Below are 26,269 nucleotides of genomic sequence, written 5' to 3' on the forward strand. Positions count from 1 at the left end.
ACGCAAGTTGGGGCCTTTTTTCATATAGGCACACAAGGTCAAAGGCGGCACCATGATCCTCCTGGTCGACAAGATCGAAAAAAGCTTCGGCGCACGCGTCCTCTTTAGCGGCGCGTCCTTCCAGATCAACCCCGGCGAGCGCTTCGCGCTCGTGGGACCCAACGGCGCCGGCAAAACCACCATGCTCAAAATCATCATGGGCATCGACAGTCCTGACGCCGGCCAGGTCCAGTACGCCAAGGACTGCCAGGTGGGCTACCTAGAGCAGGAAACCAACCTAGAGCAAAAGAACACCACCATCCTTGCCGAGGTCATGGCGGCCGCCAAGGAAATCCGCCGCATGGGAGAGCGCGCCAACGAGCTGCAGGCTCAGATCACCGAGCTCTCCGAGCAGGGCAAGGACGTCGATGCGCTCCTCAACGAGTACGGCCAGGTCCAGGACCGCTTTGAGCATCTGGGCGGCTACGAGCTCGAGAGCAACGCCCGCAAGATCCTGTCCGGCCTGGGCTTTAAGGTCACCGACTTTGAGCGCCCTTGCTCCGAGTTCTCGGGCGGCTGGCAGATGCGTATCGCGCTCGCCAAGCTCTTCCTGCGCCACCCCGACCTGCTGCTGCTGGACGAGCCCACCAACCACTTGGACCTCGAAAGCGTCCAGTGGCTGCGCGGCTTTATCGCCAACTACGACGGCGCCGTCCTCATCGTCAGCCACGACCGCGCCTTCATGGACGCCTGCGTCGACCACGTCGCCGCGCTCGAAAACCGTCGCGTGACCACCTACACCGGCAACTACAGCAGCTACCTCAAGCAGCGCGAGGACAACCTGGAGCAGATGCGCGCCAAGCGTGCCGCTCAAGAGCGCGACATCGCCCACATGCAGGTCTTCGTTGACAAGTTCCGCTACAAGCCCACCAAGGCAGCCCAGGCCCAGGAGCGCATCCGCAAGATCGAGCAGATCAAAAAGGAGCTCGTCATTCTGCCCGAAGGCCACAAGCACATCGACTTTAAGTTTCCCGACCCACCGCGCTCCGGCGATATGGTCGTGGGCCTCGAGGGTGTGTCCAAGTCCTACGGCGACAAGCACATCTACAGTGACATCGACCTCAAGCTCTACCGCGGCGAGCATGTGGCGCTCGTCGGCCCCAACGGCGCCGGCAAGTCCACCCTCATGAAGATCCTCGCCGGCCTGGAGCCACCCACTACCGGCACCCGCGACCTGGGCACCAACGTGGGCGTGGCCTACTACGCTCAGCACGCACTCGAGGGCATGACCGAGTCAAACACCGTCCTGCAAGAGATCGACACCGTCACGCCCAAGTGGACCGTGCCGCAGCAGCGCAGCCTGCTGGGCGCCTTCCTGTTTAGCGACAACGATTCCATCGAAAAGCAGGTTCGCGTCCTTTCCGGCGGCGAAAAGGCGCGTCTGGCCCTGGCAAAGATGCTCGTGGCCCCCGAGGCGCTCCTGTGCCTGGACGAGCCCACCAACCACTTGGACATCGACTCGGTGGACATGCTCGAAAACGCCCTGCAAAACTTCCCCGGAACCATCGTGCTGATCAGCCACGACGAGCACCTGGTGCGCGCCGTTGCCAACCGCGTGATCGACATCCGCGATGGCAAGGTAACGGTCTACGACGGCGACTACGACTACTACCTCTACAAGCGCGAGGACCTTACGGCCCGCGCCGCCGCCGAGGCGGCAGGGGAGAGTGTGCCGGCCACGGCCAAGTCCGCCAAGGTCACCGCGGCCCAGCCCGATGCGCCCGCCGCTGCTTCCAAGCCGGCCGAGGGCAAAAAGACCAAGGAGCAAAAGCGCGCCGAGGCCCAGGCCCGCGCCGCGCTCAACAAAAAGCTCAAGGGCGTGCGCAACCAGCTCAGGAAGATCGAGGCGGAGCTCGACAAAAAGCGCGCCCGCTACGACGAGCTTATGGAATTGATGGCAAGCGAAGAGCTTTATGCCGATCAAGACAAGTTCAACGCCGCACTGGGGGAATATAACGGCCTTAAGCAAGAGCTACCCAAGCTCGAGGACGAATGGCTGGAGCTTTCCACCCAGATCGAAGAGGAGACCGCGCGTGAACTCTCGTAAGGCCGCCGCCGTGGCGATGAGCATCATCGCCATCGCTTGTCGCATCTGCGGCATTTTTATGAGTGCGATGACTGTGCTGCTGTGCTTTAGCGGCCTCACCGCCAAGCTGCAGATCGTCGGCTTTGTCGTCGAGCTTTCGCGCGCGCTGCCGAGTGCCATCGCCGGCTACGGCGTTATCACCTCGCCCTTTGGCGGCGTGTTCCGCTTGGATTACGCCATCGTGGCCGTCATCCTGTTTGTGGCCGACTACCTGCTCGCGCGCGCCTCGCGCCGCGTCCGCTAGGGGAGTGCCATGTCCAACAGCTACTTCATGAATCTGCTCGCCAGCGCCGTCGCCGTCATCGTGGGTATTGTTATCCACGAGAGCGCGCACGCCGCCGCTGCCTGGGCGCTCGGCGACAAGACGGCCCGCTCCCGTGGCCGCGTCTCGCTCAATCCGCTCAACCACATCGACCCGTTTGGCACCGTCCTCCTGCCGCTGCTGATGCTCGCGGCCGGCGGCCCGGTCTTCGCCTTCGCCAAGCCCGTGCCCGTCTACCTCAACAACCTCAAGCACCCCAAGCGCGACGAGGTCCTGGTGAGCGCGGCAGGCCCCGCATCGAATATCGCGCTCGCGTGCCTGGCCGCAGCCCTCATGCACCTGGCCTACGGCAACCTCTACACCAGCATGTCCTTTGCCGTAGCGTCGCAAATCATGAACTTTGGCGCCACGTTTATCGTGGTCAACCTGTCGCTCGCGTTCTTTAACCTCATCCCGATTCCGCCGCTTGACGGCTCGTCAATCATCGTGCCGTTCCTCAAAGGTAAGGCGCTCTCCAACTACTACCAGCTGCAACGATACGCCATGCCTATACTCATCATCGTGCTGTATCTGCTGCCCATGTGGACCGGCATCGATGTAATCGGCCGCTATTTCGACGTTACCGTGTATCCGCTGGCCGAGTGGCTGCTCAACTTCGCAATCGCCGGCATCTAAGGTAAACTTACAGGTCGACCGCGCAAAACGGTCGCAACATGCACCCAAACCGCGCCGCGAAGGCGCCGTCAAAGGAGGTCGAAGATGTCGTATCGCGTGTCGACGCAGGTCTACAGCGGACCGTTCGACCTGCTGCTGCAGCTGGTAACCCGCCAAAAAGTAGATATCGGCGCCATCTCCATTAGCGAGGTGGCCGAGCAATACCTGGCCGAGGCCGAGCGTATCGAGGCGCTGGACCTAGACGTGGCGAGCGACTTTTTGCTGGTCGCAGCGACCCTTTTGGACATCAAGGCTGCCTCGCTGGTGCCGCAGGAGGCCCCGCGCAAAGCCGACGACGATGACGAGTTCGACGATGACCTCGAGGAACTTAGCGCGCTCGACGGTGACGCCCTGCGTGAGGTCCTGATTCAGCGTCTGATCGCCTACAAGCAGTTTAAGGGCGCGGCGGCGGCTCTCGGGGCCCGAATGCAGGCCGAAAGCCGCATGCACCCTCGCGTGGCCGGCCCCGACCCCGAGTTTTTGGGCCTCATGCCCGACTACCTGGCCGGCATCACCCTGCGCGGCCTGGCCGTCATCTGTGCCGACCTGGACGGCAAGCGCCAGACCTTCCTGCTGGAGGCCGAGCATGTGGCGCCGCATCGCGTGCCGCTCGACCTGACCGTGGCCTCAGTCGACCGCTTTACCATGGCGCACCAAACCTGCACCTTCCGCGAGCTACTGGACGGCGATGCCACCACCGAGCAGCTCGTCGTCACCTTCCTAGCTATGCTTGAGCTCGCCAAGCGCGGCTCGCTCACGCTGAGCCAGGACGAGATCTTTGGAACCATCCGCATCAACCGCGTCGAGGGCGCCGAGGCCTATGTGCCCGGCGAGGGCCCCGAGCTCACCGAATAGGAGCCGCAACCATGTCAACCCTTTCCACGCTGGAGGCAAACAGCCTCAAAGGCGCCCTCGAGGCGCTGCTGCTGGTGTCGAGCGACCCGGTGAGTGCGCCCGCGCTGGCCGGCGCACTGGATATCGCCCCCGGCGAGTGCGCGTCACTGCTCGCCGAGCTCAAGGTTGAGTACGAGGAGGCCAACCGCGGCTTTCAGCTGCGCGAGGTCGCCGGCGGCTGGCGCCTGTTCACGCACCCCGCTTACCACGACGTGGTCGAGGCCTATGTGTTGAGCTGGGACACGCAAAAGCTGTCCCAGGCGGCGCTCGAAACCCTGGCCGTCATCGCATACCACCAGCCCGTGACGCGCGAGGTGGTCAAGGGCATCCGCGGCGTCAATTCTGACGGCGTCATCGCGTCGCTCGTGGACAAGGGCCTGGTGCGCGAGCTCGGCCGCGACCCCCAGCGCGGTCAGGCCATCATTTACGGCACGACCAACGCCTTCTTGGAAAAGTTCGGCCTGCGCTCCACCCGCGACCTGCCCGATCTGGAGCAGTTTGCCCCCGACGAGCAGTCGCGCCAGTTTATCCGCGAGCGTCTGAGCGGCCGCAGTATTCAGTCCACGCTCGAGGAACAGGCCGAGGACCTGGACGAAGAGCGTGAACTGCTCGATACCGATGTTGAAGATGTTGAGGCAGTCGAGGACTTGGAGACCCTGGTCGTCGACGAGACCTCGGAGGATTTGCATGACGAGGACTAACGAAGTAGGGGAGACGCGCGCCATGGGCAACACAGCACCCGCAACCGACGCCCAGCCCGTCTATCCGCACACCATGCGCCTGCAGCGTTTTTTGGCGCGCGCGGGCGTGGCGAGCCGCCGCGGCTCGGAGGACCTGATGACCGCCGGCCGCGTGACCGTCAACGGCCAGGTCGCGACCGAACTGGGCACCAAGGTCGACGTCGACCGGGATCACATCGAGGTCGACGGCATGCCCGTCAAGCTCAACCAGGGCGCCGTGTACTTGATGCTCTACAAGCCGACCGGCTACCTCACCACCATGAGCGATCCGCAGGAGCGCCCTTGCGTGGCCGACCTGGTCCCCCGCGACCGCTTTCCGGGACTTTTCCCGGTGGGCCGCCTGGACCGCGACACCACAGGCCTTTTGCTCTTTACCACTGACGGCGACCTTTCGCAGAACCTGCTGCACCCGAGCAAGCACGTCTACAAGACCTACCAGGCACTCGTGGACGGGCAGCTGACCGACCGCGACTTGGAGCCGCTCCGTCGCGGCATCGAGCTCGACGATGGCCTATGCCAGCCGGCGATCTGCCGCGTCATTAACGCGCGCGAGGCCGAGGCCGTGGCTCCGCAAGGTATCAAGCCCGGTACCACCGCCGTGGAGGTCATCATCCGCGAGGGACGCAAGAATCAAGTTAAGCGCATGTTGAGCAAGATTCACCATCCGGTAATCCGTCTGCATCGCTGCAACTTTGCCGGCCTGGAGCTCAAGGACGTGGCCAAGGGCTCGTGGCGCGAGCTCACCGACCGCGAGGTGCAGATCCTCAAAAGCGGTGGTATCCCGCCCAAGCAGGCCAGCGCCATACGCGGCGGCAAGCCCCAAGGCACGCCCGCCAGCCGCACGCGTCATCACGGCAGCCACGGCTCCGCACCCAAGCGTAACACCTACCGCGAGCGCTACACGGGCTAGGCAACCCACCGCGCCCCAACGCCCGCGCATCATACCAGCACGTCAACCACCGAAAGGAAGCATTGTATGATCGTCGCCATCGACGGCCCCGCCGGTTCCGGCAAGTCCACCATCGCCAAGGAGATCGCCCGCCAGCTGGGCTTTAACAAGCTCGACACGGGCGCCATGTATCGCGCCGTCACCTTCGCCGCGCTCGATCGCAGCATCGATCTGGATGACGAGGCGGCCATCGACGCCCTCGCCGAGCAGATCGAGATTCGCTTTACCAACGGCACCGGTGAGGATACGCGCCTGACCATCGACGGCCAGGACGCTTCGGCTGCCATTCGCACCCCGCAGGTCGACGCCAACGTGTCCAAGGTCTCGGCCTACCCGGGCGTGCGCGCCGCCATGCTCATCCACCAGCGCCGCGCCGCCGAGGACCGCGATATCGTGGCCGAGGGTCGCGACATCGGAACCGTCGTGTTCCCTAACGCGCAGGTCAAGGTCTTCCTGACCGCCGACCCGCGCGAGCGCGCCCGTCGCCGTGTGCTGCAGCGTCACCAAAACGATGCCCAGCCGCTCACGTCCGAGCAGCTCGAGGCCGAGGTCGACGAGACCCTCGACGCCCTTAAGCAGCGCGACAAGCTCGACAGCAGCCGCGAGGTCGCCCCGCTCGTGCCCGCCGAGGACGCCGTGCACGTCGACTCCACCGCTCACACCATCGACGAGGTCGTTCGTATCATCGAGGACCTCATCAACCAAAGGAGGTAGCCCATGCGCCTGTTTAAGCAGACGCCCGAGGATTATTACAACGCTCCTTATGCAGAGTTCCCAGTGCTCATCCGCGGCACCGTCGTCGTAGTCATGGCCATCCTTTGGGCCTTCTCCAAGCTCATGTGGCGTTGGAAGGTCGAGGATGCCGATCTGCTGTTTGAGCGCCAGGACGGCCGCGGGAGCGTAGTCATCTGCAACCACACCTCGATGGCCGAGCTCTTGGCCGTGGAGACGGCGCTGTTCTTTGGCGGCCGCCGCATTCGCCCCATTTTTAAGTCCGAGTTTGCCAAGAGCAAGATCGTACGCTGGGCCTTTAGCCGCGTGGGCGGTATTCCCGTCGAGCGTGGTACCGCCGACATGAAGTGCCTGCGCGCCGCCCAGCATGCGCTGCAGCGCGGCGAGGACGTCCTAATCTTCCCCGAGGGCACGCGCATCCGCTCGCGCGAGATCAAGCCCGAGGTCCACGGCGGCTTTGCGCTCATCGCCCAGATGGGCAAGGCACCTGTGAACCCGCTCGCCATCTGCGGCTGGTCCGACATCACGCCCGCGGGCAAAAAGATCATGCGTCCCAAGAAATGCTGGATCCGCGCCGGCAAGGCCGTCTCGCTTTCCGACGCACCGGCCGGGCTTAAGCGCACGGAGCGCCTGGAATGGTTTGAGTCCGAGGCCATGAACCGCGTCTACGCCATGCGAGACGATCTGTGCGACGAGCATCCGGGTAGGTTCTAGCCATGAGCGAGAACGTGACAAACACCTCCGCGACTGCGTCCGACCAGGACGGCGCGCCCACCATCGAGATCGCAGCCCATGCCGGAACGTGCTACGGCGTGCAGCGCGCGCTCGACATGGCGTTGGCCGCCGCGCCGCAGGCAGGGGAGTGCGCTCAGGTCCATACCTTGGGACCGCTCATCCATAACCCCATCGTGGTGCGCGAGCTTGCTGAGGCAGGCGTTGGCCTGGCCGAGACTCTGGACGACGCAGCATCGGGTACCGTGATCATCCGCGCACACGGCGTAGTGCCGCAGGTGATCGATGCTGCCCGCAAGCGCGGCCTCAACGTGGTCGATGCCACCTGCCCCTACGTGAAGAAGGTCCATGTGGCGGCCGAGCGCCTGGTGCGCGAGGGCTACCGTGTGATCGTCGTGGGCGAGCCGGGGCACCCCGAGGTCGAGGGCATTCTAGGCCACGCAGGCGACGATGCGCAGGTCGTGAGCTGTGCCGCTGACGCCAACGCCTTGTCGCTCAAGGGCAAGGTAGGCCTCGTCGTGCAGACCACCCAGACCGCGCAGAACCTCGCCGAGGTCGTGGCGGCTATCACCCCGCGCGTGCAGGAGCTGCGTGTGATCAACACCATCTGCGCCGCCACGAGTGAGCGTCAACAGGCAGCAGCCACACTTGCCAACCGCTGCGACTGCATGGTCGTCGTGGGCGGCAAGAACTCGGGCAACACCCGCCGCCTGGCTCAAATTTGCGCAGACGCCTGCGAGCACACGCATCACATCGAGGAAGCTTCCGAGCTCCAGGGCGCGTGGTTTACCGACGCTCACCACATCGGCATCACCGCCGGAGCCTCCACCCCGCAAGAACACATCGAGCGCGCCGTCGAGCGCATCAAGGAGCTTTACCGCTAACCATGGACCAGACCGTACCCGCATACGCCGCCGAGGTGGCCGATTACGGGCGCAGCCGCGACCCCGAGCCGGGTGAGGGCGCGCTCGTAAAGAACGTGCGTCCCGAATCGCCCGCATGGGATGTGGGTATCGAGCCGGGCATGCGCGTGCTCACGGTCAACGGCGAGCAGCTCACCGACATGATCGTGTGGCTCTGGGAGGCAGACGACGACACCGTCGACCTCGAGGTTTTCGACCCGCGCGACAACAGCGTCACCCCCGTCGAGCTCGACCGCTTCCCGGGAGAGGACTGGGGCCTTGAGTTCGATGGCCCCATCTTCGACGGCATGCGCACCTGTGTAAACGCCTGCGTGTTCTGTTTTATGACGATGCTGCCCAAGGGCGGCCGCTCCACGCTCTACATTCGCGACGACGACTACCGCCTGAGCTTTTTGCAGGGCAACTTTGTCACGCTCACGAACCTTACCGACGAGGACGTGCAAAACGTCATCCAACGCAACATGAGCCCCATGAACGTGTCGGTCCACGCCGTGAGCCCCGATGTCCGCCGACGCATGATGGGCCGCAACGCCCAGCGCGGCATGGATGTGCTCGAGGCCATCATGGCCGCCGGCATCGAGATTCACGCGCAGATCGTGTTGTGCCCCGGCATGAACGACGGCGAGGAGCTGGAAAAGACCCTGCGCTTTTGCGAGGAGCACGAGCAAATCACAAGCCTGGGCATTGTGCCGCTCGGTTTTACCAAGCATCAGAACCGTTTTAGCTGGTCCTACAGCGACAAGCCCGAGCTAGCACGCGAGACCATTGCCATGATCCGTCCCTACCAGGATCGTGCCTACGAACGCTTTGGCCGCCACACCTTCCAGATGAGCGACGAGTTCTATCTGGACGCCGGCATCGATCCTCCCGAGGCAGACTTTTACGACGGTTACCCGCAGTACTACGACGGCATCGGCATGATCCGCTCGTATCTGGACGAGACGGACGATGTGCTGACTACCGACGACGAGCGTCTGGCCCGCGTCCGCGAGGCCGTCGCCGCCCGCAACCAGCGGCTTCTATGTCTCTCAGGCGCCAGCGCACGCGACACCGTGGCGCGCTTTGTGGAGTCGCCGTATGGTCTCGCCGGCACCGTCACAGCCATCAAGAACCGCTACTTTGGCGGCAATGTGGACGTGACCGGCCTCATCGTCGCGTGTGACATCTTGGAGCAGCTGCCCCAAGACCTGTCGGGGGTTATGCTCTTTGTGCCTAAGCTCATGTTCAACGCTGACGGCATGACGCTTGACGAGTATCATCGTGACGATTTACTCGCAAGCCTTACCAGTCGCGGCGCCGAGGTTCATGTGGTGTCGACCATGCCGCATGAGCTGCTCGATACCCTGGAACACATCCTTGGCATTGTGCCCGCAGACTCTAACACTTCCACTGACCCTACCCATTAAAGGAGAGCAGATGAAACCTATCGTCGCCGTCGTCGGACGCCCCAACGTGGGCAAGTCCACGCTCGTTAACCGCCTGGCCCAGACCTCGGACGCCATCGTCCACGAGTCCCGCGGCGTCACGCGCGACCGCTCGTATCACACGGCCGATTGGAACGGCCGCGAGTTCACCATCGTCGACACGGGCGGTATCGAGCCGCTCAAGAGCGATGACGTCTTCGCCACGTCCATTCGCGACCAGGCCCTCGCCGCCGCCGAGGAAGCCGCCGTCATCCTGTTTGTGGTCGACGGCCGCACCGGCGTTACCGAGGAGGACGAGTCAGTCGCTCGCATGCTCAAGCGCTGCGACAAGCCGGTCTTTCTGCTGGTGAACAAGCTCGACAACCCCGATCGCGAGAACGACAGCATCTGGGAGTTCTATTCGCTCGGCATCGGCGAGCCCACGCCGCTCTCGGCCCTGCACGGCCACGGCACGGGCGACCTGCTCGACGACATCGTGGCCCTGCTTCCCGAGGAAGAGGACGAAGTCGCCGACGAGTTCCCCGACGCGCTGAACGTCGCCATCATCGGCCGCCCCAACGCCGGTAAGTCTTCGCTGTTCAACCGCATCCTGGGCGCCGACCGCTCCATCGTGTCCAACATTGCCGGCACCACGCGCGACGCCATCGACACGGTCGTCGAGCGCAACGGCAAGCACTACCGCATGGTCGACACCGCGGGCATTCGCAAGAAGAGCACCGTGTACGAGAACATCGAGTACTACTCCATGGTTCGCGGCCTGCGCGCCATCGACCGCGCCGACGTGGCGCTGCTCGTCGTCGACGCCTCCGTGGGCGTTACCGAGCAGGACCAGAAGGTCATGGGTCTTGCCATCGAGCGCGGCTGCGCCATCGTTGTGCTGCTCAACAAGTGGGATCTGCTCGACGATGACCGTAAGCGCGAGGCCTGCATGGAGACCATCGACCGCCGTCTGGGCGTCATGGCTCCCTGGGCCCAGTACCTGCGCATCTCTGCCCTCACTGGCCGCAGCGTCGAGAAGATCTGGGCGATGGTCGACGCCGCCGAAAAGACGCGCTCGCAAAAGATCAGCACCTCGCGCCTCAACACGTTCCTCACCGATCTGCGCGAGTTCGGTCATACCGTGGTGGACGGCAAGCGCCGCCTGCGCATGCACTACGTGACCCAGACGGGCGTCAACCCGCCGACGTTCACGTTCTTCGTCAACCACAGCGATCTGGTCAACGACACCTATCAGCGCTACATCGAGAACCGCATGCGCTCGACCTTCGATTTTGCCGGCACGCCCATTCGACTCTTCTTTAGGAAGAAGGAGCAAAAGGATGCATAATCCGATTCTGCTGACCGCCATCTGCGCCGTGGTCTCGTTCTTTATCGGGGCGATTCCGTTTGGCCTGATTCTGGGCCGCGTGTTCAACCACACGGACATCCGCAAGGCGGGCTCCGGTAACATCGGCACCACCAACGCCCTGCGTGTGGCCGGCCCCAAGGTGGCCGCGCTCACGCTGCTGCTCGACTGCCTTAAGGGCGCCATCAGCGTCCTTATCGCGCGTCCGCTCATTGCCGACTTGGGCTATGGCTTCCCCGTGAGCATTATGGCCCCCGGCGCCGCCGGCGACTGGATGCTCGGCGTCATCTGCCTGGCAGCCGTGTGGGGCCATATCTTCTCGCCCTATCTCAACTTCCACGGCGGCAAGGGTATCGCGGTTGGTCTGGGCGTCATCCTCGCTTGGTACTGGCCTATTGGCCTGTCGCTGCTGGGCATGTTTATCGTGGCCGTCGTCATCACCAAGTTCGTGTCGGTGGGCTCGCTCGCCGCGGCCATCGGTCTTCCCATTGCCGTCTGCGCGGTCTTTCCGTACAGCAGCCTGGGACTTAAGTTTTGCATGGCGCTGATCGGCATCACCGTGGTGTGGGCCCATCGTGCGAACATCAAAAAACTCATGACGGGTAAGGAGTCCAAGCTCTCGTTTACCAAGCGCGTCACCGAGCCCGACGATAAGTAGGAGAGAGTCATGAATGTTGCGCTGATTGGCTCCGGCTCCTGGGGAACCGCCGTCGCCGGCCTTGCCGCCGCGCGAGCCGAGCGCGTGACCATGTGGGCCCATAGCGAGCAGACGGCCGCCGGCATCAATGGCGAGCACCGCAACCCCCGCTACCTTGTGGGCTACGAGCTGCCCGGCAACGTCGTCGCCACGACCGAGCTCGTGCAGGCGCTCGACGGCGCCGAGGCCATCATCTTTGCCGTTCCTTCGACGCACCTTCGCAGCGTGTGCCACCAGGCCGCGCCCTTTATCGCCGCCGATACCCCGGTGCTCTGCCTCACCAAGGGCATTGAGCCCGAGTCCGGCCTACTCATGAGCGAGGTCATCGCCAGCGAGATCGGCAACGAGGCACGTGTGGCGGCGCTCTCGGGCCCCAACCATGCCGAGGAGATCTGCCGCGGCGGGCTTTCTGCCGCCGTCATCGCCAGCAAAGATCCGCAGATAGGGGAGACCTTTAAGGACCTGCTCCTGTCCACGGCCTTCCGCATCTATCTGTCGCAAGACATGACCGGTGTCGAGGTCTGCGGCGCCATGAAAAATGTCATCGCCATCGTGTGCGGCATCTCCGCCGGCTCGGGCGCGGGCGATAACACACTTGCCCTCATCATGACGCGCGGCTTGGCCGAGATTAGCCGCCTGGTGCACGCCCGCGGCGGTCAAGCTATGACCTGCATGGGGCTTGCCGGCATGGGTGACCTCATTGCCACCTGCACCTCGGAGCATTCGCGCAACCGCACCTTTGGCTACGAGTTTGCCCACGGCGTGTCGCTCGACGAGTACCAGACGCGCACGCATATGGTGGTGGAGGGCGCCGTCGCCGCCCGCAGCGTCAGCGAGCTTGCACGTTCACTGGGCGTAGACATTCCGCTCACCTTTGCCGTCGAGCAAACGCTCTACAACGGTGTTACTTTGGATAGGGCGCTCGAGATTCTCACCGACCGCGTCCCTTCTCAAGAGTTCTACGGACTCACCGACTAGCGCAGAAAGGCTACTACCATGGGTTCCATTAAAATCGCTCCGTCCGTCCTCTCGGCCGACATGGCCAACCTCAAGGGCGAACTCGACAAGATCGCCGGTGCCGACTTTGTGCACTTCGACGTCATGGACGGCCACTTTACCGGCAACCTGACCTTTGGCGTCGACATCCTTAAGGCCGTCAAGCGCTCCACCGATGTACCGGTCGACGCGCACCTGATGGTGTCGAACCCCGATGAGACGGTCGATTGGTACGCCGACGCCGGTGCCGACATGATCACCGTGCACTACGAGGCTTCCACGCACCTGCACCGCACGCTCACCCATCTGCAACAGCGCGGCGTTAAGGCCGGCGTGGTGCTCAACCCCGCCACCCCCGTGTGCGTGCTCGATAGCATCATCGACGTCGTCGATATGGTGCTGCTGATGAGCGTGAACCCGGGCTTTGGCGGTCAGAGCTTTATCCCGGGCACCATCGCTAAGCTCCACGAGCTCAAGGCCATGTGCGAGCGTCACGGCGTTTCGCCCCTCATCGAGGTCGACGGTGGCATTTCTTCCAAGAACATTGCCGAGGTCGTCAAGGCCGGCGCCAACGTGCTCGTGGCCGGTTCTGCCGTATTTAAGTCCGAAGATCCCGCTGCCGAGGTTGCGCTGCTGCAGAAGCTGGGCAACGAGGCTGCACAGGAGGCATAAACCCTTATGACCGCAGGTCAAAACCGCATACCCGTGAATCTTGACTACGCCGCCTCGACGCCCATGCGCGCCGAGGCGCGCCTTGCGCAGCGTGAGTACGACGATAGCGAGCTTGCGGGCGTCAACCCCAACTCGCTGCACTCGCTCGGCCGCAAGGCTGCCGCGCGTCTGGAGGTTGCACGTCGCGAGATCGCCCGCAGCTTTGGCGCGCGCGTTCGCCCGTCTGAGATTGTTCTGACCAACGGCGGCACCGAAGCCAACCAGCTGGCGCTACTCGGTCTTGCCGAGGGTGCACGTCAGCGCGACCGTAAGCGTAACCGCGTGATCGTATCTGCCATCGAGCACGATTCGATCCTGGACAACCTGCCGCTGCTGCGTGCCGCCGGCTTTACCGTCGACCTAGTTCAGCCCTGCCGTGCGGGCTACATCGAGCCTGCCGCGCTGAACGACTTGCTTGGCGACGACGTCGCGCTCGTGAGCATCATGGCAGCCAACAACGAGACCGGCGTGGTGCAGCCCATCCGTGAGCTAGCCACGGTCGCGCATACCGTGGGCGCCCTGTTCCACACCGATGCCATCCAGGGCTATCTGCACATTCCGCTCGATGCCACCGAGTTGGGCGTCGATGCCATGACCGTTGCCGCGCATAAGATCGGCGGTCCTGTGGCATCTGGCGCGCTCTACCTTAAGAACCGCACGCCGCTGCGTCCGCGCATCTTTGGCGGTGGACAAGAAGCCGGCCGTCGCGCCGGTACGCAGGACCTGCGCACGCAGCTGGCCTTTGCCGCTGCCGCCCGCACGCTGGCGCCCCATGTGGCCCAGGAGCGTGCGACGCTGCAGGCCTTGTCCGACAAGCTCTACGCCGCGCTTACGGCCCATCCGCGCATTCACGCCACCATGGGCGACTATGCGCAGGCCGACCGTCTGCCCGGCATGGTATCGATCTACATTGACGGCATGGACTCCGAGGAGCTCATCATCAAGCTCGACGCCGCCGGCTTTGAGGTTTCGGCCGGCTCGGCGTGCTCGAGTGGCAGCATGGACCCGAGCCATGTTCTCAGCGCCATGGGCATTGGTCGCGAGCAGGCATTGGGCGCTCTGCGTATCTCGTTTGATGACCGCGTGAACCCGGCCGATCTGGACGAGTTTGCCCAGACGCTGCTCTCAATCGTGGGTGCCGCATGATCGTCGCCGAGCTTGAGCGCGCTCTGCTGGCACGCCATCCCAAGACCGATGCCGAGAGTTGGGACCATGTAGGACTCTCCGTCGGCGACCCTGCCGCGGAGATTACCGGTGTTGCCTGCGCACTCGATGCGACCGAAGCCAATGTGCACCGCGCCCAGGAGGCCGGCGTCAACGTGCTGCTAACGCATCATCCCATCTATATCAAGGCGCCCGAGGCGTTTTGTCCGTCGGATGCGTCACGCCCCCAGTGCAGCGCGGCGCTCTATGAGGCCGCCCGCTGCGGCGTGAGCATTATTTCACTCCATACCAATCTGGACCGCTCGCACGAAGCGCGCACCTGCCTGAGTGAGCTGCTGGGTGCCGCACCCGTGAGCTCACTGGAGCATGTGGACGACCCCGAGGCCTGCGGCCTGGGCGCGCTTGCAACGCTCAACGACCCATGCACGCTGCGCGATCTTGCCACCCGTGCTGCCACGGCCTTCGGCAGTGACCCGCGTGTGTGGGGCGAAGCCGAGCACGCATGCCGTACCGTCGCTATTTTGGGCGGCTCCCTGGGCGACTTTGGAGAGCTCGCCATCGCCGCGGGCGCAGATGTCATCGTAACCGGCGAGGCAGGCTACCACGTGGCGCAAGACCTTGCCTTGCGCGGGCTGCCGGTGATCTTGCTCGGCCACGACCGCTCCGAAGAGCCGTTCGTTGATATATTGATGAACTCTGCAGTTGACGCCGGGGTCGACCCCCGTCATGCGATTAAAATACTGAACCCTTGCCAATGGTGGACTGTGACAAAAGGAGAGAACTTATGAGCGCCGGCGCTACGCTACTCAAGCTGCAACAGATCGATTTGGAGCTCGCCCGCAACAAGAGCGAACTTGCCAATATGCCGGAGCTCAAGGAGCTCGCTTCCAAGCGCAAGACCTATGTGAAGCTCAAGTCCGAGATGACCAAGCTCTACGCCCAGCGCAAGGATCTGGACATTGAGCTCGACGATCTCAACACCACCGAGATTCAGACCAACAACGCCATCGAGGCTGCCAAGAAGCGCCATGTCGACGGCTCCGACTACCGCGAGGTTCAGGACCTGGAGAATGAACTCGCAACCCTGGCCAAGCGTCTGGACAAGATTGAGCACACCCGCAAGGATGTCGTCATCGCCCATAAGGAGGCGCTCGACCGCGAGGCCCGCGCGCAGGCAATCATCGCCAAGTTCGAGGAGGGCGTGAAGGCCGATACCAAGGCCGCCCGCGCCAAGGCTGCCGACCTGCAGGCTCAGATTGACGCCGCCACTAAGGAGCGCACCGCGCTTGCCGCCACGCTGCCGGCCGACGTGCTCACCGACTACGAGCGTCTGCTCAAGCAGTTCCGCGGCCTTGCCGTCGAGACCATCCAGGGCAACATCCCCACGGTTTGCCACACCGCGCTGCAGGCATCGTCCATGAGCGACCTCAACCACGACGGTAGCGAGATTACGCACTGCCCGTACTGCCACCGCCTCCTGGTACTCCCGAGCAAGGAAGCCTAGCAATGACGGCGGCATCCAACAATTCAATGCAACTTGAGGGAAAAACGATCCTGCTGGGTATTACCGGCGGGATCGCCGCCTATAAGTCGTGCAATATCGTGCGCCTGCTGCAAAAGCGCGGCGCGCGCGTCAAGGTCGTCATGAGCGAGCATGCCACCGAGTTTGTGGGCCCGCTCACCTTCCGTGCGCTCACCAACGAGCCCGTTGCCGTGGGCCTATTCGACGATCCCTCCGACCCTATCCACCACATCTCGCTCGCACAGGAGCCCGACCTGGTGGTCGTGGCGCCCGCGACGGCCAATATCATCGCCAAGATGGCCAAAGGCGTCGCCGATGACCTTATCTCCACCTCGCTGCTGGCGACGCCGCGGCCCATCGTGATCGCACCCGCTATGAACAACGGCATGTGGAAGGCGCCGGCAACACAGGCCAATATGGCCACGCTGCGCGACCGCGGGGTGCACGTGGTTGGCCCCGGCAGCGGCTACCTTGCCTGCGGCGACGTGGACACGGGCCGTATGAGCGAGCCCGAGGACATCGTCGAGGCCGTCTGTGAGGTGCTCAGTCCCGCGCCGCAAGACCTGACAGGCAAGCGCATCGTGATTACCGCCGGCCCCACGCACGAACCGATCGACCCGGTGCGATTCATTGGCAACCGTTCGTCGGGCAAGATGGGCATCGCCCTGGCGGGGGAGGCTGCTCGCCGCGGTGCCGAGGTCACGCTCGTGTTGGGACCGACATCGCTCGATGTGCCCGGCGGCATGGAGTGCGTGCGCGTGCAGACCGCCGCAGAGATGCTGCAGGCGGCGGCGAGCGCCTTCCAGACGGCCGATGCGGCAATTTGTGCGGCCGCCGTCGCCGACTATACCCCCGCCACCCCTGCGGACCATAAGCTCAAAAAGTCCAACGAACGCTTGGATCGCATCGAGCTTGTCGAAACGGTCGATATTTTGGCCGAGCTCTCGCGCCAGAAGGGAGAGCGGCGCGTGATCGGCTTTGCGGCCGAGACCGATAACGTCGTGGAGTACGCGCAGCGTAAGCTCGCCCGCAAGGGTTGTGATGCCATTATCGCCAACGATGTCTCGCGCGCCGATTCGGGCTTTGGAACCGACACTAACAAGGCCTGGATTGTGAGCACAGCGGGTACACAGGAACTTCCCGTGCTAACAAAACCCCAGCTCGCAGATACAATTTTGGACTTGCTTCAAAAAAGTTAAAAAAGTTCTTGCACAAGGGCAAAGTTTCGGGTTAATATACTCCCTGTTGCGAGCGAGAGCAGAGCAACAAACAAAAGCTTCGGGACGTGGCGCAGCTTGGTAGCGCACTTGACTGGGGGTCAAGGGGTCGCTGGTTCGAATCCAGTCGTCCCGACCAGAAGTTTGCAGGTCAGGCACCTAGTGCCTGACCTTTTTTGTTTTAAGCAATTGCTTAATTTTGATTAAGCAACAGGGTGCCAAAAATCTACCTGCGCGATAATCGCCTTTTGCGGCTACTTGCGCGTTTTGCACACGCTTGGGCCGATTTATTAACGCGATATGAATCTACATACGCGCGGCAGGTACACGCCGAGAATTGGCGGCATTTATTGCGGCGATTTACGCCAATATAGCGACTGTAACGTACAAGCGTGTCGCTGTATTTATTCCAGTGGTTCACTTGATCGGTGGACAAGTTGGCTGTTGCAACGAAACGCCAAGCAGGATGGGCTCCATACGAGGATGCCGCAGCGGTAATGGCGGGAGAGTTCGGCTGGCGCTCTGAGAGCCGCTGTGTGACCCCATTTCTACTCAAACCGATAACTATGCCTCAAGACGAGAATCGTTCGTTTGGTTGCCAAATGAAAAGCCCGCGCAGAATCGCACGGGCTTTTCATTGGTTGCAGATGAGGCTAAAAACAGAAGGCGGGGAACACGCAGTAGATGTTCGTCGCGCTGTAGCAGTCATAGTTGCCGTTGCTGTGGACACAGCGGAAGGACGCGAAGTTGCTCGGATGCACGGAGCGAGTCCAGTGATAGCTGCTCGACGAAGCACTGGAATAGTTCGACGTTGTCACGCCCTTGGATTTGTAGTACTCGTACTGGGCGCCGTCAGACTGGAGGTCACCGTAGACTTCAGTCATCGAGAGCAGGAAGACCTTGTCAGTCGTGGCCGAGGGGGTGCCTGCCTTGCCGCCGCCCAGGTTGTCGGTCATCTTCGTGACGGACTTCACCTTGGACTGGAGTTCGCAAGGCAAAAGCGACCAGAGGTCGCCGGTATTGAGGCGGCCGCGGAGTTCGGACTTCTCCCAGCCGCCGGCGTGCGTGTTCGTGGCGTTTATTCTCTGTAGGGCCAGGGCATTGTTGGTCGCCTCGAACGTAAGCCCCGCCTTGCCTGAGCCATCAGCAAAAATTAAGATAAGACCGTGTATGACCAATATGAACTTGAGCATATTCCGTCCGTATTCATACTGGATGATCAAGGAAACATCATCGGCTTATCCGAAGGAGAGGAAGAACCCCTTGCCTTATTAAAGAAATACGCCAAATACAACGGATATAAAGCGGAAGGAGGCGACATCAAGTAACTATCAAAGGCCAGATTAAGGAGCCAGCCATGAAGAACTGCCTGCCCTCCATCGTCTCAGCAGCTCTTTGCCTCTCCCTTGTCATGACACCATTTGTGCCCGTTGCGGCAGCCTATGCCGACGATGGATCTCCCGCCGAGAGCAGCGAAATCTACGTCGGAGACAACTACGACGAAAATTACGATATATCCCTTTTTGAGCGCGGACGCTGCACGGATTCATATTCCAAGGCGTGGTGCGATTCTCACGGATTTGCAAATAACCGCCCCGTCCCTCACAAGGTCAAGCTGAACGCGAAGGAGGAGGCTCGCCTGCGCGATCTCCAGCTTGCTGGCACCGCTGAAGTTATCGCCGGTCTCGTGACAACCGGTCCTAGCGGCGGCTTTTTTGCAACCGCAATGACATCGTACCGACTTTTCACTTGCATGTTCTGAAAGGAAGTTGCCATGTTGTCGCAAAATCAATCGAGATACTTGACCACAATCGGCTTTGCCCTGCTTGCATTACTCTTTGCTAGCGACCTTTTGCTGAAACCGCCCAAGGAACTCGTTTCGCTTGCCATAGCCTGCATTTCCGCCCTTTACTTTACGGCAACCCTATTCGTCGGACTAAAGGAGAGGAAAAAAGGCGCAGTCGTTGCATCTGCCGTAGGCGTGATCATAGCCATTGCCTCATTCTTTATCTGACACATTGGTGATCTAGGAGCGATATCGTAGGAATACGACCGGGAGAGCCGGGACCAGATTGCCCGGGTTGCCCGGTCGGCTCGCGCGACGGCGCGGCGGTTCCACAGAAAGCTCTCCGGACTTCACACTGTTTCTGATCGCATTGTAGACAGCCATCTCGTCTTCGCTGTCGGCGAGCACGCGGTGTGCGTCGTCGTTTTGGATGTCCAGTAAATCTCGAAGGTCCTCCATGCACCAGCGTCCGAGATTTGGCCATGCGCGTTGCGCGAGCTGATAAGTGTCGATTGCGATGTTGTAGTTAAAGTCCAGGCCAAAGCCGTCCCAGGCAGAACGGCTTTGTTTCCTTGATTATCAACTTTATCCGGACACTTCCCGCATTCATCCGTGTGTGTACGGATGAATGCGGGGCCCGATAGCCCGGCGGCCTGATCGGCAGGCCGCCGGGAACTCTCACTCCTCGATAAAAGCCGGCACCCGGTTAGTCCTACGCATCTTGAAATCGCCAGTATCGTGGGAGACGTAGAGAATGCCGTCCATCCCATCTCGCGATGCATATGAAAGGTGAACTGAACCGCAATCCGCTCCATCATTGTCGAGAAGATCGAACGAATTCGGGTCGCTCGTTGCGGCCAAACGACCACTCAGACAAGAGCCGTCGCCATTACAGATTTGCCATTCCATGTCTTCGCCTGCAAGAATCGCCATAGACGGCCTGGTCGCGCCATCGTTGACATACATCCCGTCTATGCCAAACCCATTTTCAGCGCCATCGATGAACGACTGCTCGGACCTATACCTCGCAAATGATGCACATAGCACCATTGCAAGACAAAGTACAAAGCCAACAATCGCTATCTTTGCATAGCTCTTGCCTATCATGTCATTCACCTCCCTCGTATGTATCGAGGTATTCCTGCTTGAGCGTCTGCGAGGACGACTTGATCTTTTCCACGAGCGTGCCGGCCTCGATGAAGTAGAACGAGTTGGTGAGGTCTGCCAGGTCGTCGAGTAGATGGCTTGAGATGAGCACGCTGCGTCCCCGCGCCACCTCGCTGCGCATCGCGTCGCAGGAGGTTTTCCGCTTTCCCGGATCGAGGCCGTTCAGCGGTTCATCGAGGATGAGGTACGGGCAATCGGTCGCTATCGCCATGGCAAGCTTTACCTGCTGCTTCATTCCTGTCGAGAGTTTACGGGTCGGCTTGTCGAGATATGGGGAGATTCCGAGGGAGTCGCAGAGCGAGTCGATGTCGGCGGCCGATTTCCACGCCTCCCTAACGAAAGCAAGGTGCTCGATGGCCGATAGCGTGGGATAGAGATCCGCGCTGCCCGAAGAGCTCAGGTAGACGAGTTCTGCGAATTCGGCTGATCGACGTTGGCAGATTCCGTCTGCCGCCAGGCTTCCCGAGCGGATGCGGGTGGGAAATTGGCCCGACAGCGCTTCAAGAAGGGTGGTTTTCCCCGAGCCGTTGGGAGCAACGAGGCCCGCCGCCGTTCCCGGGCTCAGGAAAAGCGACCCGATTGAAAGTATCGTCGTGCTTCCGTATCCCACGCTCGCGTCCAGAAGCTCGAGCCCATGGTGCTTTTTCGCGGGTCCAGGCTGTTTGGGCGAACGTGTCGCAACGGCGCCGACCGCAAAAAAGACCGCGACGTATGCCAGGGCCACGGCAAGCATCGATGCGCTGCCTGAACCGGAGCCAATGAATTCTGTCGGGAAGCATCCTACGTAACCCGTTGCCTCGATAGGCGAGAACACGGCCAGCGGCAGGAGCCCGAGCGCGGCGTTATGCCCCAGCGCCGAATCGGACAGCAACGGGAATGCCGGGGCCGCGACAAGCAGCGCTGAGGCAAGGGGGCCCGCGAGGACGCGCCTCGTTGCGGTCGATAGGACGGCGGAGCAAACGGATATCAAGGTTCCGCCCGCAAGCAGCGCGAGAAGCAGGGTCGTGAAGACGTCTCCCGCGGTCGTGGTGGCAAGCGCGCCGTCACGGAAGAAGGCGATCGGGTACCCAATTTGCCCGAAGCCGTTTAGGACCGAGGCGTAAATGCCCCCGGGTGCGAGGCCGGCGAGGAGCATCGCGGTCCCCGCGGCGATTATCGAAAACACGATCTGGATAAGGCGCCGGAATTTGGGCACGGGCGCCTTCGCCGCCAGGGTCGCAGGCCTTGTGGCGCCGAGCACGAGTATCGACGAGAGAAGGAAGGGGATGAAGGGAAGGAAAGACGGCGCCGTGGCAACGGCGTAAGGCAGGAAGGAAAGGAATGGCAGGTCGCTTGCGGAGGCCGGGATATCCGTGATGCCGGAGCTGCTCAGGGCACGGCAATACGCGAGGTCTGCGTCATTGGTCTCTCGGTCTCCCACGATGGACCCGGATTGGAAGCCTTCGCCCATGAGCGCGTAGTAGCTCTCGGCAGAATCGAGAAAGGCGGCGTCGGTTTGGGCGGCGAGGGCGGCGTTCGCGTATCTTGCAAGCTCCGCGTCATCTTGCTGCTCTGGAGATAGGTCTGTGCCGCTGGCCTGGGGCGCGCGCGTATTGAATGCGTCGACAAAGCCCTGCATGCCCTGTTTCATAAAGAAGGGCCCGTAGATGGGTGAATTGAACGCAATGGGGGCGGAAAAGGCTGCAGCGAGAACGAGCGTACAAATCCATACGGCCCTGTCTCTTAGGATTAGTTTGAGAAGAAGTCGACAGTACATTTAGAAGCACCTACGTTCCTCAAAGAATTGTTAGATTAAAAGTAACAGACCGGATGAAGATACGTGCGACGGGGGCGAGGCGAATGGCTGAGCGGTATCGATATGCGGGTTCAACGGTATTATATTGACTACATAGATTATTAACTTGCTTGACTTGTAAACCTAGTCGTCCTGTCATCATATTCAACTTCGAAAAAAGGGGAATGAGGGCATCCCGATGCATCGAGTATTACTGGAACCCCGGCGATACGCTGAATGATTTGTGACGAATAGTCATGTCCATCAAGAAGGCTCGACGCTTCGGGCAGCTCGTCAATCGATATATCAATTCTTGGAGACATGTATTCCTACCATTTTTAAAGAAACAACGGCGGTAATCGCTATCGCGATTACGCCAATAATACCGAGCGCCATCTATTTATACTTGATTTAAGGCGGAGTGGAATGTGGGCGCGCAAGGAGATGCGGAATCGATGAGAGCCTCAAAAAATTACTGCAGTGTTATCATCGTTCATCCTCTCTATTCTTCCATTTCTGATTCTATGGGCGGCTTGGTCAGTCCTCCCTGATACAATTCCCGCTCATTGGAGTGGGGGTGTGGTTGATCGATGGGGTAATAAGCTTGAATTGCTGGTTGTTCCGCTGTTTTCTCTGATTGGTTCTATTGCAATTTCTGTGTACCTTATTGTTTCCACGCGGCGAAGAGAGTTCGCGGATTTCTCTGTTCGAATGCGACGGGACTTTGTTGCGTGCTATATTTCCAGTCTTCTTTTATCGACAACCTGCTCAGTGATAATTGCCGTTTGGGTTCAGTTGATTCTTACGCAAAACACTGCGGTTGATGGGGGGCTTGGACTATCGATCCTGTATTCCCTTCCCGGGCTATATGTGATCTTGTGCGCTTTGCCGTCTTTTTATGCGAGCGGCGAGAGCAAAAAGGCAGAGCGCCTGATAACAGTTCTTATTGGCGGCGCGGAGATTGTTCTTTGTGGAATAGTGCTTGAAGGTTCGGCTGCCTCTTATGCGATGATTGGACTGATGATTCTGTTCTGTGCGTTTGAGATTGTGTCACAGGTAAGGGATAGCCGGTCCTTATGAGTTGAATTACGCGCGTGCGGATATAAAGGGTGGCATGTTAAATTTGTTGAAAGCTCTGACATGCGCTGTCGACTTCATTAAAATCGATTGCCGATCAAGTCTTCCTATATATGCGAGCCCCAAGAAACTGCGCTGTGAACCTGAGTCCTCTATTGATCGGCCCGGTGCACCGGGCCGCTGTCCTCGAGCCGGCAACAGCTTGCCGGTCTCAAAACGTATGCCGTCCGGCACGACCGAGGGCCGAGTCTTGCGCCCCGTTCGGTCAGCGCCAGAACCCCGTGCCGGAACCCATGCGGTCGATTGCAGGGGAATTCAGCCGAGGCCATCGAGGAGCCGACCTAGGGACGGTGCCCTCAGTCCTCGAAGGATTTCAACCGCCCCTTAAAGGCTCGGATTGATTTAACGGTTGATTCAATCCGGCAGAATATGCCGGGCATGGACCGGTTGACACAATGTAAGGTAAAAAGCAGATGCGGCCGTACGCCGGTGCGGGGTTCGGGTGATGTGATAGAAAGAAATATACGTATTACATCTAACCAAGAGGTGCGTCATGGCAACCGCCACCGCAGCCCTGAGAATCCCCGAGGACCTTGCGAACAGGTACGACCGTCTGGCGAAGTCGACGGGCCGCACGAAAAACTTCTACATGACGGAGGCGCTTGCCGCAGAGATAGGCAGGCTCGAATACGAGTACGGCCTCATGAATTATCCGGGAAGCGTTTGGTTGCGAGGTATGCCAGTGTGAGGGCCTGAGTCGTCAGGCCCCGCACAGGGGGACCGCGATGGTGGCCACCGCGCCGCCCGAGGGGCTGTTGGCGAGCGAGACGGAGCCCCCGTGGGCGCTTGCGGCCTCGGAGGCGGCGTGGAGGCCGAGCCCGTAGTGGCGGCCTCCGTCGCGCGAGGAGCGGGAGGAGTCGTCTGTGAAGAGGCGCTCGCAGCCGCGTTCGAGGGCGGCGGGAGAAAAGCCCGGTCCGTCGTCGGCAACCTCGATGACGAGGCGCCCGCCCGCGACGTCGCAGGAGACCGCCACGCGCGAGCGCGCGTGCTCGGCGGCGTTGGCCACGAGGTTCGCGGCGGCTCGCGCCAGGGCGGTTCGGTCGAGCGGGGCCTCGGGCGCGCCCGCGACAGCGGGGCCCGTGGCCGCGTCGAGCGTCACGCCTCGCGCCCGGGCGATCTGGGCGGCCTCGGCGAGGACCTGCTCGCAGAGCTCGGCCGGCCGCATGGGGGCCCTCTCCGCCCCGCCGGACCCGCGCGAGGCCTCGATGAGCAGGCGCACGTAGCCGTCGAGCCTTTCGACACTGCCGGCTATGTCGCGCGCGGCGGCCGCGAGGTCGGCGTCTTTCTCGTCTTCCAGCTCCTCCGCCACGAAGTCGGCGTTGGCGCGCAGCACGGTGAGCGGCGTCTTGAGGTCGTGGGCGAGCGACGCCACCTGTTCGCGCTGCCCCCGCTCCGCGGCCCAGCGGGCCTCGAGCGACTCGGCGAGGGAGGTCCGCATGGCGTCCATCGCGGCGAGGACGTCGTTCACCTCGCGCACGTTGGTGCTGCCGACCGCGAAGTCGAGCTCCCCCGCGCCGACGCGCTCCGCCGCCTCCGCGAGCGGCGCCATCTTGCGCGAGATCACGCGGCTCGCGCGGCGCGCCACGAGCGCGAGCGCGAGCGCGCTTCCCGCAGCGGCGCCGACGAGCATGAGGTTCTGCGGGTTGGGAAGCAGGCCGGCGAGGTCGCGCGAGACCCACTGCGGCAGGTACTCGCTGACGAGTGCGCAGGCCCCGCCGCCCTTGAGCGGGAACGCGGCGTAGGTGAGGCCCGAGCCCCCGCCCTCGATCTCCACTGTGCCCGGATCCGTGGCGAGTGCCGCGCGGGCCATTTCCGTCGCGTCCTCGAGCCGCGTGCCCTCGAGGTCTGTCATCAGCACGTATCCGTCCTTATTCAGGATGAGGTAGCGGTACGCCGTCGGCACGTCCTGCTGCCCGCAGACGCCGTCGCGTGCCAGGTCCTCCGCGACCTCGCGCGCATTGGCCGGCCCCCAGCTTGCCTCGTAGACGAAGCCCGCGTCGATCGCCGCGGAGAGCGCCATGAACGAGGCGAGCCACGCCGTGGCGACCGCCGCGAACGCGTAGGCGAAGTAGCGCGCGATGACGAAGGAGAGCGGCATGCCCCCGCGACCTCGCGCCCCGGTCCTCAGAGCTGCCACTTGTACCCCATCCCCCAGACGGTCGCGATCGGATCGGCGCCGGCCTCGGAGAGTTTCCTCCGGGCGCGGCTGACCTGCATGGATATGGCCGCGTCGTCGGCGTCGCTCTCCCAGCCGAGCACCGCCTCGCGTATCTGCGCGCGGCTCATGACCTGCCCGGGGTGGCGCGCGAGGTACTCGCAGATGGCGTACTCGGTGGGCGTGAGCGGCACGGCCTCGCCACCCACGGCGAGGCCGCGCGCCCCGAGGTCGATCCGCACCTCCCCGAAGGAGAGGGCGTGCGAGCGCGGCCGGCGCTCACGGCGTAGATGGGCCGCGACCTTGGCGCGCAGCTCCGCGGCCCCGAAGGGCTTGCGGACGTAGTCGTCGGCGCCCAGGCCGTAGCCGGCCACGGCGTCCTCCTCGGCCACGCGCGCGGTCAGGAAGACGATGGGCCCGTCGAAGTCCGGGCGGATCTGCCGCACGAGCTCGAAGCCGTCGAGCCCCGGCATCATGACGTCGCAGAGCACGAGGTCGAAGCGCGAGAGGTCCATCCCCGGGACCGCCGTCGGGTCCGTTGCCTTGACGACCTCATGACCGTCGCGGCCGAGGACGCGCGCGAGCGCGTCGAGGATCGCCCGCTCATCATCCACTGCCAGTATCCTCGCCATGTTCGACCTCCTGAAACTCCCGTCGGCATTGTACTTGCGCCGCGCTCAGCGGTCCAGAGCCCCGCGCGCAGCCGCGGGCGCGGGCGCCCACATGGCGATCTCAGGGTTGGGCAGCACGCGGTCGGCGATCGAGCGCAGCGCCGACCCCCAGCCGGCGTCGAGCAGGGCATTCCCGCCCAGGACGAGCGCTGCGGAGAGGAGGGCGGGCACGGCGGCGAGCGGCTTCCTACTCATCTGCCCTCCCGTCCTCGAAACGGCAGAACCAGGCCAGAAGGACGGCGGCGGCTGCCAGGGTGAGCACGAGGCCAGCGAGCGCAGTCGTGAGGAGAGGGCCCGCCGCGCGTGCGGCGTCGATGAAGGCCTCTACCCCGAGCGACCCCAGGCGCGCGGGCCAGGTGTTAGCGCTACTGTAAAAACAACCAATTTCGCCATCGCACTTTAGCCGATTCCGCCAACGCAATTTCCCCGATC

The 26,269-nt window shown here is 62.4% G+C and carries 28 protein-coding genes, 1 tRNA gene and 1 pseudogene; 23 read left to right on the plus strand and 7 right to left on the minus strand.

Going from position 1 to position 26,269, the window contains the following annotated elements:
• Positions 1–52: 52 nt before the first annotated feature.
• The 19 genes from AB5Z54_RS08595 to AB5Z54_RS08685 all read left to right on the plus strand — a co-directional run bounded on the left by AB5Z54_RS08595 (position 53) and on the right by AB5Z54_RS08685 (position 17,286).
• On the plus strand, positions 53–2,086 hold the full coding sequence (locus AB5Z54_RS08595) for an ABC-F family ATP-binding cassette domain-containing protein (RefSeq protein WP_368134756.1): 2,034 nt from the start codon (positions 53–55) through the stop codon (positions 2,084–2,086).
• Complete coding sequence (locus AB5Z54_RS08600) at positions 2,073–2,369, plus strand: hypothetical protein (RefSeq protein ID WP_238057677.1); 297 nt, start codon at positions 2,073–2,075, stop codon at positions 2,367–2,369. The genes AB5Z54_RS08595 and AB5Z54_RS08600 overlap by 14 nt, the downstream gene beginning before the upstream one ends.
• 9 nt (positions 2,370–2,378) lie before the next feature.
• The gene (locus tag AB5Z54_RS08605) at positions 2,379–3,062 is read left to right on the plus strand and encodes a site-2 protease family protein (RefSeq protein WP_349100548.1); all 684 of its coding nucleotides are present in this window, start codon (positions 2,379–2,381) and stop codon (positions 3,060–3,062) included.
• Between the two features lie 84 nt (positions 3,063–3,146).
• Positions 3,147–3,956: a segregation and condensation protein A gene (locus tag AB5Z54_RS08610; protein WP_349100547.1), complete on the plus strand. Its 810-nt coding sequence runs from the start codon at positions 3,147–3,149 to the stop codon at positions 3,954–3,956.
• Positions 3,957–3,967: 11 nt separating this feature from the next.
• On the plus strand, positions 3,968–4,696 hold the full coding sequence (gene scpB, locus AB5Z54_RS08615) for an SMC-Scp complex subunit ScpB (RefSeq protein WP_089571912.1): 729 nt from the start codon (positions 3,968–3,970) through the stop codon (positions 4,694–4,696).
• The gene (locus tag AB5Z54_RS08620; protein ID WP_438265582.1) at positions 4,683–5,645 is read left to right on the plus strand and encodes a pseudouridine synthase; all 963 of its coding nucleotides are present in this window, start codon (positions 4,683–4,685) and stop codon (positions 5,643–5,645) included. Before scpB ends, AB5Z54_RS08620 begins: the two co-directional genes overlap by 14 nt.
• A gap of 66 nt (positions 5,646–5,711) precedes the next feature.
• Positions 5,712–6,398, plus strand: coding sequence for a (d)CMP kinase (gene cmk, locus AB5Z54_RS08625; RefSeq protein WP_368134755.1), 687 nt, complete (start codon positions 5,712–5,714; stop codon positions 6,396–6,398).
• Between the two features lie 3 nt (positions 6,399–6,401).
• The gene (locus AB5Z54_RS08630; protein ID WP_349100545.1) at positions 6,402–7,130 is read left to right on the plus strand and encodes a lysophospholipid acyltransferase family protein; all 729 of its coding nucleotides are present in this window, start codon (positions 6,402–6,404) and stop codon (positions 7,128–7,130) included.
• Between the two features lie 2 nt (positions 7,131–7,132).
• The gene (locus AB5Z54_RS08635; protein ID WP_349100544.1) at positions 7,133–8,032 is read left to right on the plus strand and encodes a 4-hydroxy-3-methylbut-2-enyl diphosphate reductase; all 900 of its coding nucleotides are present in this window, start codon (positions 7,133–7,135) and stop codon (positions 8,030–8,032) included.
• A 2-nt stretch (positions 8,033–8,034) separates the two neighbouring features.
• Entirely contained in the window at positions 8,035–9,477 is a 1,443-nt protein-coding gene (locus AB5Z54_RS08640) for a DUF512 domain-containing protein (protein WP_368134754.1), read from the plus strand.
• 10 nt (positions 9,478–9,487) lie between these two features.
• Positions 9,488–10,822 carry a ribosome biogenesis GTPase Der gene (der, locus tag AB5Z54_RS08645; RefSeq protein WP_035138458.1) on the plus strand — a complete coding sequence of 445 codons (1,335 nt, stop codon included), beginning with the start codon at positions 9,488–9,490 and terminating at the stop codon, positions 10,820–10,822.
• The gene (gene plsY, locus AB5Z54_RS08650) at positions 10,815–11,498 is read left to right on the plus strand and encodes a glycerol-3-phosphate 1-O-acyltransferase PlsY (RefSeq protein ID WP_368134753.1); all 684 of its coding nucleotides are present in this window, start codon (positions 10,815–10,817) and stop codon (positions 11,496–11,498) included. The genes der and plsY overlap by 8 nt, the downstream gene beginning before the upstream one ends.
• A 9-nt stretch (positions 11,499–11,507) precedes the next feature.
• Entirely contained in the window at positions 11,508–12,515 is a 1,008-nt protein-coding gene (locus tag AB5Z54_RS08655; RefSeq protein WP_368134752.1) for an NAD(P)H-dependent glycerol-3-phosphate dehydrogenase, read from the plus strand.
• An 18-nt stretch (positions 12,516–12,533) separates the two neighbouring features.
• Positions 12,534–13,205: a ribulose-phosphate 3-epimerase gene (gene rpe, locus AB5Z54_RS08660; protein WP_368134751.1), complete on the plus strand. Its 672-nt coding sequence runs from the start codon at positions 12,534–12,536 to the stop codon at positions 13,203–13,205.
• 6 nt (positions 13,206–13,211) lie between these two features.
• A complete protein-coding gene (locus AB5Z54_RS08665) occupies positions 13,212–14,390 on the plus strand; it encodes a cysteine desulfurase family protein (protein WP_368134750.1) in 1,179 nt (392 codons plus the stop codon).
• Complete coding sequence (locus tag AB5Z54_RS08670) at positions 14,387–15,196, plus strand: Nif3-like dinuclear metal center hexameric protein (protein ID WP_368134749.1); 810 nt, start codon at positions 14,387–14,389, stop codon at positions 15,194–15,196. The genes AB5Z54_RS08665 and AB5Z54_RS08670 overlap by 4 nt, the downstream gene beginning before the upstream one ends.
• Positions 15,193–15,912 (plus strand): zinc ribbon domain-containing protein, encoded by a 720-nt coding sequence (locus tag AB5Z54_RS08675; protein WP_022095087.1) that lies wholly within the window; start codon positions 15,193–15,195, stop codon positions 15,910–15,912. The genes AB5Z54_RS08670 and AB5Z54_RS08675 overlap by 4 nt, the downstream gene beginning before the upstream one ends.
• A 2-nt stretch (positions 15,913–15,914) precedes the next feature.
• Positions 15,915–17,129 carry a bifunctional phosphopantothenoylcysteine decarboxylase/phosphopantothenate--cysteine ligase CoaBC gene (coaBC, locus tag AB5Z54_RS08680; RefSeq protein ID WP_368161225.1) on the plus strand — a complete coding sequence of 405 codons (1,215 nt, stop codon included), beginning with the start codon at positions 15,915–15,917 and terminating at the stop codon, positions 17,127–17,129.
• An 80-nt stretch (positions 17,130–17,209) separates the two neighbouring features.
• A tRNA-Pro gene (locus AB5Z54_RS08685) sits at positions 17,210–17,286 on the plus strand.
• A gap of 514 nt (positions 17,287–17,800) precedes the next feature.
• Here the strand turns inward: AB5Z54_RS08685 and AB5Z54_RS08690 are convergent.
• Positions 17,801–18,340: a DUF6273 domain-containing protein gene (locus AB5Z54_RS08690; RefSeq protein ID WP_368161226.1), complete on the minus strand. Its 540-nt coding sequence runs from the start codon at positions 18,338–18,340 to the stop codon at positions 17,801–17,803.
• A 164-nt stretch (positions 18,341–18,504) separates the two neighbouring features.
• Here AB5Z54_RS08690 and AB5Z54_RS08695 point away from each other — a divergent pair, with 164 nt between their 5' ends.
• Both AB5Z54_RS08695 and AB5Z54_RS08700 read left to right on the plus strand, forming a co-directional pair.
• Positions 18,505–18,909, plus strand: coding sequence for a hypothetical protein (locus tag AB5Z54_RS08695; protein ID WP_368143251.1), 405 nt, complete (start codon positions 18,505–18,507; stop codon positions 18,907–18,909).
• Positions 18,910–18,921: 12 nt separating this feature from the next.
• Positions 18,922–19,161 carry a hypothetical protein gene (locus AB5Z54_RS08700; protein ID WP_022093933.1) on the plus strand — a complete coding sequence of 80 codons (240 nt, stop codon included), beginning with the start codon at positions 18,922–18,924 and terminating at the stop codon, positions 19,159–19,161.
• A 450-nt stretch (positions 19,162–19,611) separates the two neighbouring features.
• Here AB5Z54_RS08700 and AB5Z54_RS08705 read toward each other — a convergent pair whose 3' ends face one another.
• Both AB5Z54_RS08705 and AB5Z54_RS08710 read right to left on the minus strand, forming a co-directional pair.
• Entirely contained in the window at positions 19,612–20,040 is a 429-nt protein-coding gene (locus AB5Z54_RS08705) for a hypothetical protein (RefSeq protein ID WP_368161228.1), read from the minus strand.
• A 1-nt stretch (position 20,041) separates the two neighbouring features.
• Positions 20,042–21,730 (minus strand): ABC transporter ATP-binding protein, encoded by a 1,689-nt coding sequence (locus AB5Z54_RS08710; RefSeq protein WP_368161230.1) that lies wholly within the window; start codon positions 21,728–21,730, stop codon positions 20,042–20,044.
• Between the two features lie 624 nt (positions 21,731–22,354).
• Between AB5Z54_RS08710 and AB5Z54_RS08715 the strand changes: the two genes are divergently transcribed.
• Together AB5Z54_RS08715 and AB5Z54_RS08720 are read left to right on the plus strand one after the other, a co-directional pair.
• Positions 22,355–22,954 (plus strand): DUF1648 domain-containing protein, encoded by a 600-nt coding sequence (locus AB5Z54_RS08715; RefSeq protein ID WP_368161232.1) that lies wholly within the window; start codon positions 22,355–22,357, stop codon positions 22,952–22,954.
• Positions 22,955–23,504: 550 nt separating this feature from the next.
• The gene (locus tag AB5Z54_RS08720; RefSeq protein ID WP_138341788.1) at positions 23,505–23,699 is read left to right on the plus strand and encodes a ribbon-helix-helix domain-containing protein; all 195 of its coding nucleotides are present in this window, start codon (positions 23,505–23,507) and stop codon (positions 23,697–23,699) included.
• 12 nt (positions 23,700–23,711) lie between these two features.
• Here AB5Z54_RS08720 and AB5Z54_RS08725 read toward each other — a convergent pair whose 3' ends face one another.
• The 4 genes and pseudogenes from AB5Z54_RS08725 to AB5Z54_RS08740 form a co-directional block, all read right to left on the minus strand.
• A complete protein-coding gene (locus AB5Z54_RS08725) occupies positions 23,712–25,109 on the minus strand; it encodes a sensor histidine kinase (RefSeq protein ID WP_368161234.1) in 1,398 nt (465 codons plus the stop codon).
• A 26-nt stretch (positions 25,110–25,135) separates the two neighbouring features.
• A complete protein-coding gene (locus AB5Z54_RS08730; RefSeq protein WP_368161235.1) occupies positions 25,136–25,798 on the minus strand; it encodes a response regulator transcription factor in 663 nt (220 codons plus the stop codon).
• 45 nt (positions 25,799–25,843) lie between these two features.
• Positions 25,844–26,032, minus strand: a complete 189-nt coding sequence (locus AB5Z54_RS08735) for a hypothetical protein (RefSeq protein WP_368161237.1) — start codon at positions 26,030–26,032, stop codon at positions 25,844–25,846.
• Positions 26,025–26,269, minus strand: a pseudogene (locus AB5Z54_RS08740) (hypothetical protein); the annotation flags it as partial. The pseudogene AB5Z54_RS08740 and the gene AB5Z54_RS08735, both read right to left, overlap by 8 nt.

It is taken from the genome of Collinsella aerofaciens, assembly GCF_040910185.1.
GTDB lineage: Bacteria > Actinomycetota > Coriobacteriia > Coriobacteriales > Coriobacteriaceae > Collinsella > Collinsella aerofaciens_BF.

Excerpts from the sequence above, each read along its gene's own strand:
- AB5Z54_RS08665 (WP_368134750.1), top strand. The coding sequence starts at position 13,212 with ATGACCGCAGGTCAAAACCGCATACCCGTGAATCTTGACTACGCCGCC.
- AB5Z54_RS08705 (WP_368161228.1), bottom strand. The coding sequence starts at position 20,040 with ATGATAGGCAAGAGCTATGCAAAGATAGCGATTGTTGGCTTTGTACTT.
- AB5Z54_RS08635 (WP_349100544.1), top strand. The coding sequence starts at position 7,133 with ATGAGCGAGAACGTGACAAACACCTCCGCGACTGCGTCCGACCAGGAC.
- der (WP_035138458.1), top strand. The coding sequence starts at position 9,488 with ATGAAACCTATCGTCGCCGTCGTCGGACGCCCCAACGTGGGCAAGTCC.
- AB5Z54_RS08690 (WP_368161226.1), bottom strand. The coding sequence starts at position 18,340 with ATGCTCAAGTTCATATTGGTCATACACGGTCTTATCTTAATTTTTGCT.
- rpe (WP_368134751.1), top strand. The coding sequence starts at position 12,534 with ATGGGTTCCATTAAAATCGCTCCGTCCGTCCTCTCGGCCGACATGGCC.
- AB5Z54_RS08655 (WP_368134752.1), top strand. The coding sequence starts at position 11,508 with ATGAATGTTGCGCTGATTGGCTCCGGCTCCTGGGGAACCGCCGTCGCC.
- AB5Z54_RS08700 (WP_022093933.1), top strand. The coding sequence starts at position 18,922 with ATGTTGTCGCAAAATCAATCGAGATACTTGACCACAATCGGCTTTGCC.
- AB5Z54_RS08670 (WP_368134749.1), top strand. The coding sequence starts at position 14,387 with ATGATCGTCGCCGAGCTTGAGCGCGCTCTGCTGGCACGCCATCCCAAG.
- AB5Z54_RS08605 (WP_349100548.1), top strand. The coding sequence starts at position 2,379 with ATGTCCAACAGCTACTTCATGAATCTGCTCGCCAGCGCCGTCGCCGTC.
- AB5Z54_RS08620 (WP_438265582.1), top strand. The coding sequence starts at position 4,683 with ATGACGAGGACTAACGAAGTAGGGGAGACGCGCGCCATGGGCAACACA.
- scpB (WP_089571912.1), top strand. The coding sequence starts at position 3,968 with ATGTCAACCCTTTCCACGCTGGAGGCAAACAGCCTCAAAGGCGCCCTC.
- AB5Z54_RS08630 (WP_349100545.1), top strand. The coding sequence starts at position 6,402 with ATGCGCCTGTTTAAGCAGACGCCCGAGGATTATTACAACGCTCCTTAT.
- AB5Z54_RS08725 (WP_368161234.1), bottom strand. The coding sequence starts at position 25,109 with ATGCCGCTCTCCTTCGTCATCGCGCGCTACTTCGCCTACGCGTTCGCG.
- AB5Z54_RS08610 (WP_349100547.1), top strand. The coding sequence starts at position 3,147 with ATGTCGTATCGCGTGTCGACGCAGGTCTACAGCGGACCGTTCGACCTG.
- AB5Z54_RS08595 (WP_368134756.1), top strand. The coding sequence starts at position 53 with ATGATCCTCCTGGTCGACAAGATCGAAAAAAGCTTCGGCGCACGCGTC.
- cmk (WP_368134755.1), top strand. The coding sequence starts at position 5,712 with ATGATCGTCGCCATCGACGGCCCCGCCGGTTCCGGCAAGTCCACCATC.
- coaBC (WP_368161225.1), top strand. The coding sequence starts at position 15,915 with ATGACGGCGGCATCCAACAATTCAATGCAACTTGAGGGAAAAACGATC.
- AB5Z54_RS08695 (WP_368143251.1), top strand. The coding sequence starts at position 18,505 with ATGAAGAACTGCCTGCCCTCCATCGTCTCAGCAGCTCTTTGCCTCTCC.
- AB5Z54_RS08735 (WP_368161237.1), bottom strand. The coding sequence starts at position 26,032 with ATGAGTAGGAAGCCGCTCGCCGCCGTGCCCGCCCTCCTCTCCGCAGCG.
- AB5Z54_RS08675 (WP_022095087.1), top strand. The coding sequence starts at position 15,193 with ATGAGCGCCGGCGCTACGCTACTCAAGCTGCAACAGATCGATTTGGAG.
- AB5Z54_RS08720 (WP_138341788.1), top strand. The coding sequence starts at position 23,505 with ATGGCAACCGCCACCGCAGCCCTGAGAATCCCCGAGGACCTTGCGAAC.
- plsY (WP_368134753.1), top strand. The coding sequence starts at position 10,815 with ATGCATAATCCGATTCTGCTGACCGCCATCTGCGCCGTGGTCTCGTTC.
- AB5Z54_RS08710 (WP_368161230.1), bottom strand. The coding sequence starts at position 21,730 with ATGAAACAGGGCATGCAGGGCTTTGTCGACGCATTCAATACGCGCGCG.
- AB5Z54_RS08640 (WP_368134754.1), top strand. The coding sequence starts at position 8,035 with ATGGACCAGACCGTACCCGCATACGCCGCCGAGGTGGCCGATTACGGG.
- AB5Z54_RS08730 (WP_368161235.1), bottom strand. The coding sequence starts at position 25,798 with ATGGCGAGGATACTGGCAGTGGATGATGAGCGGGCGATCCTCGACGCG.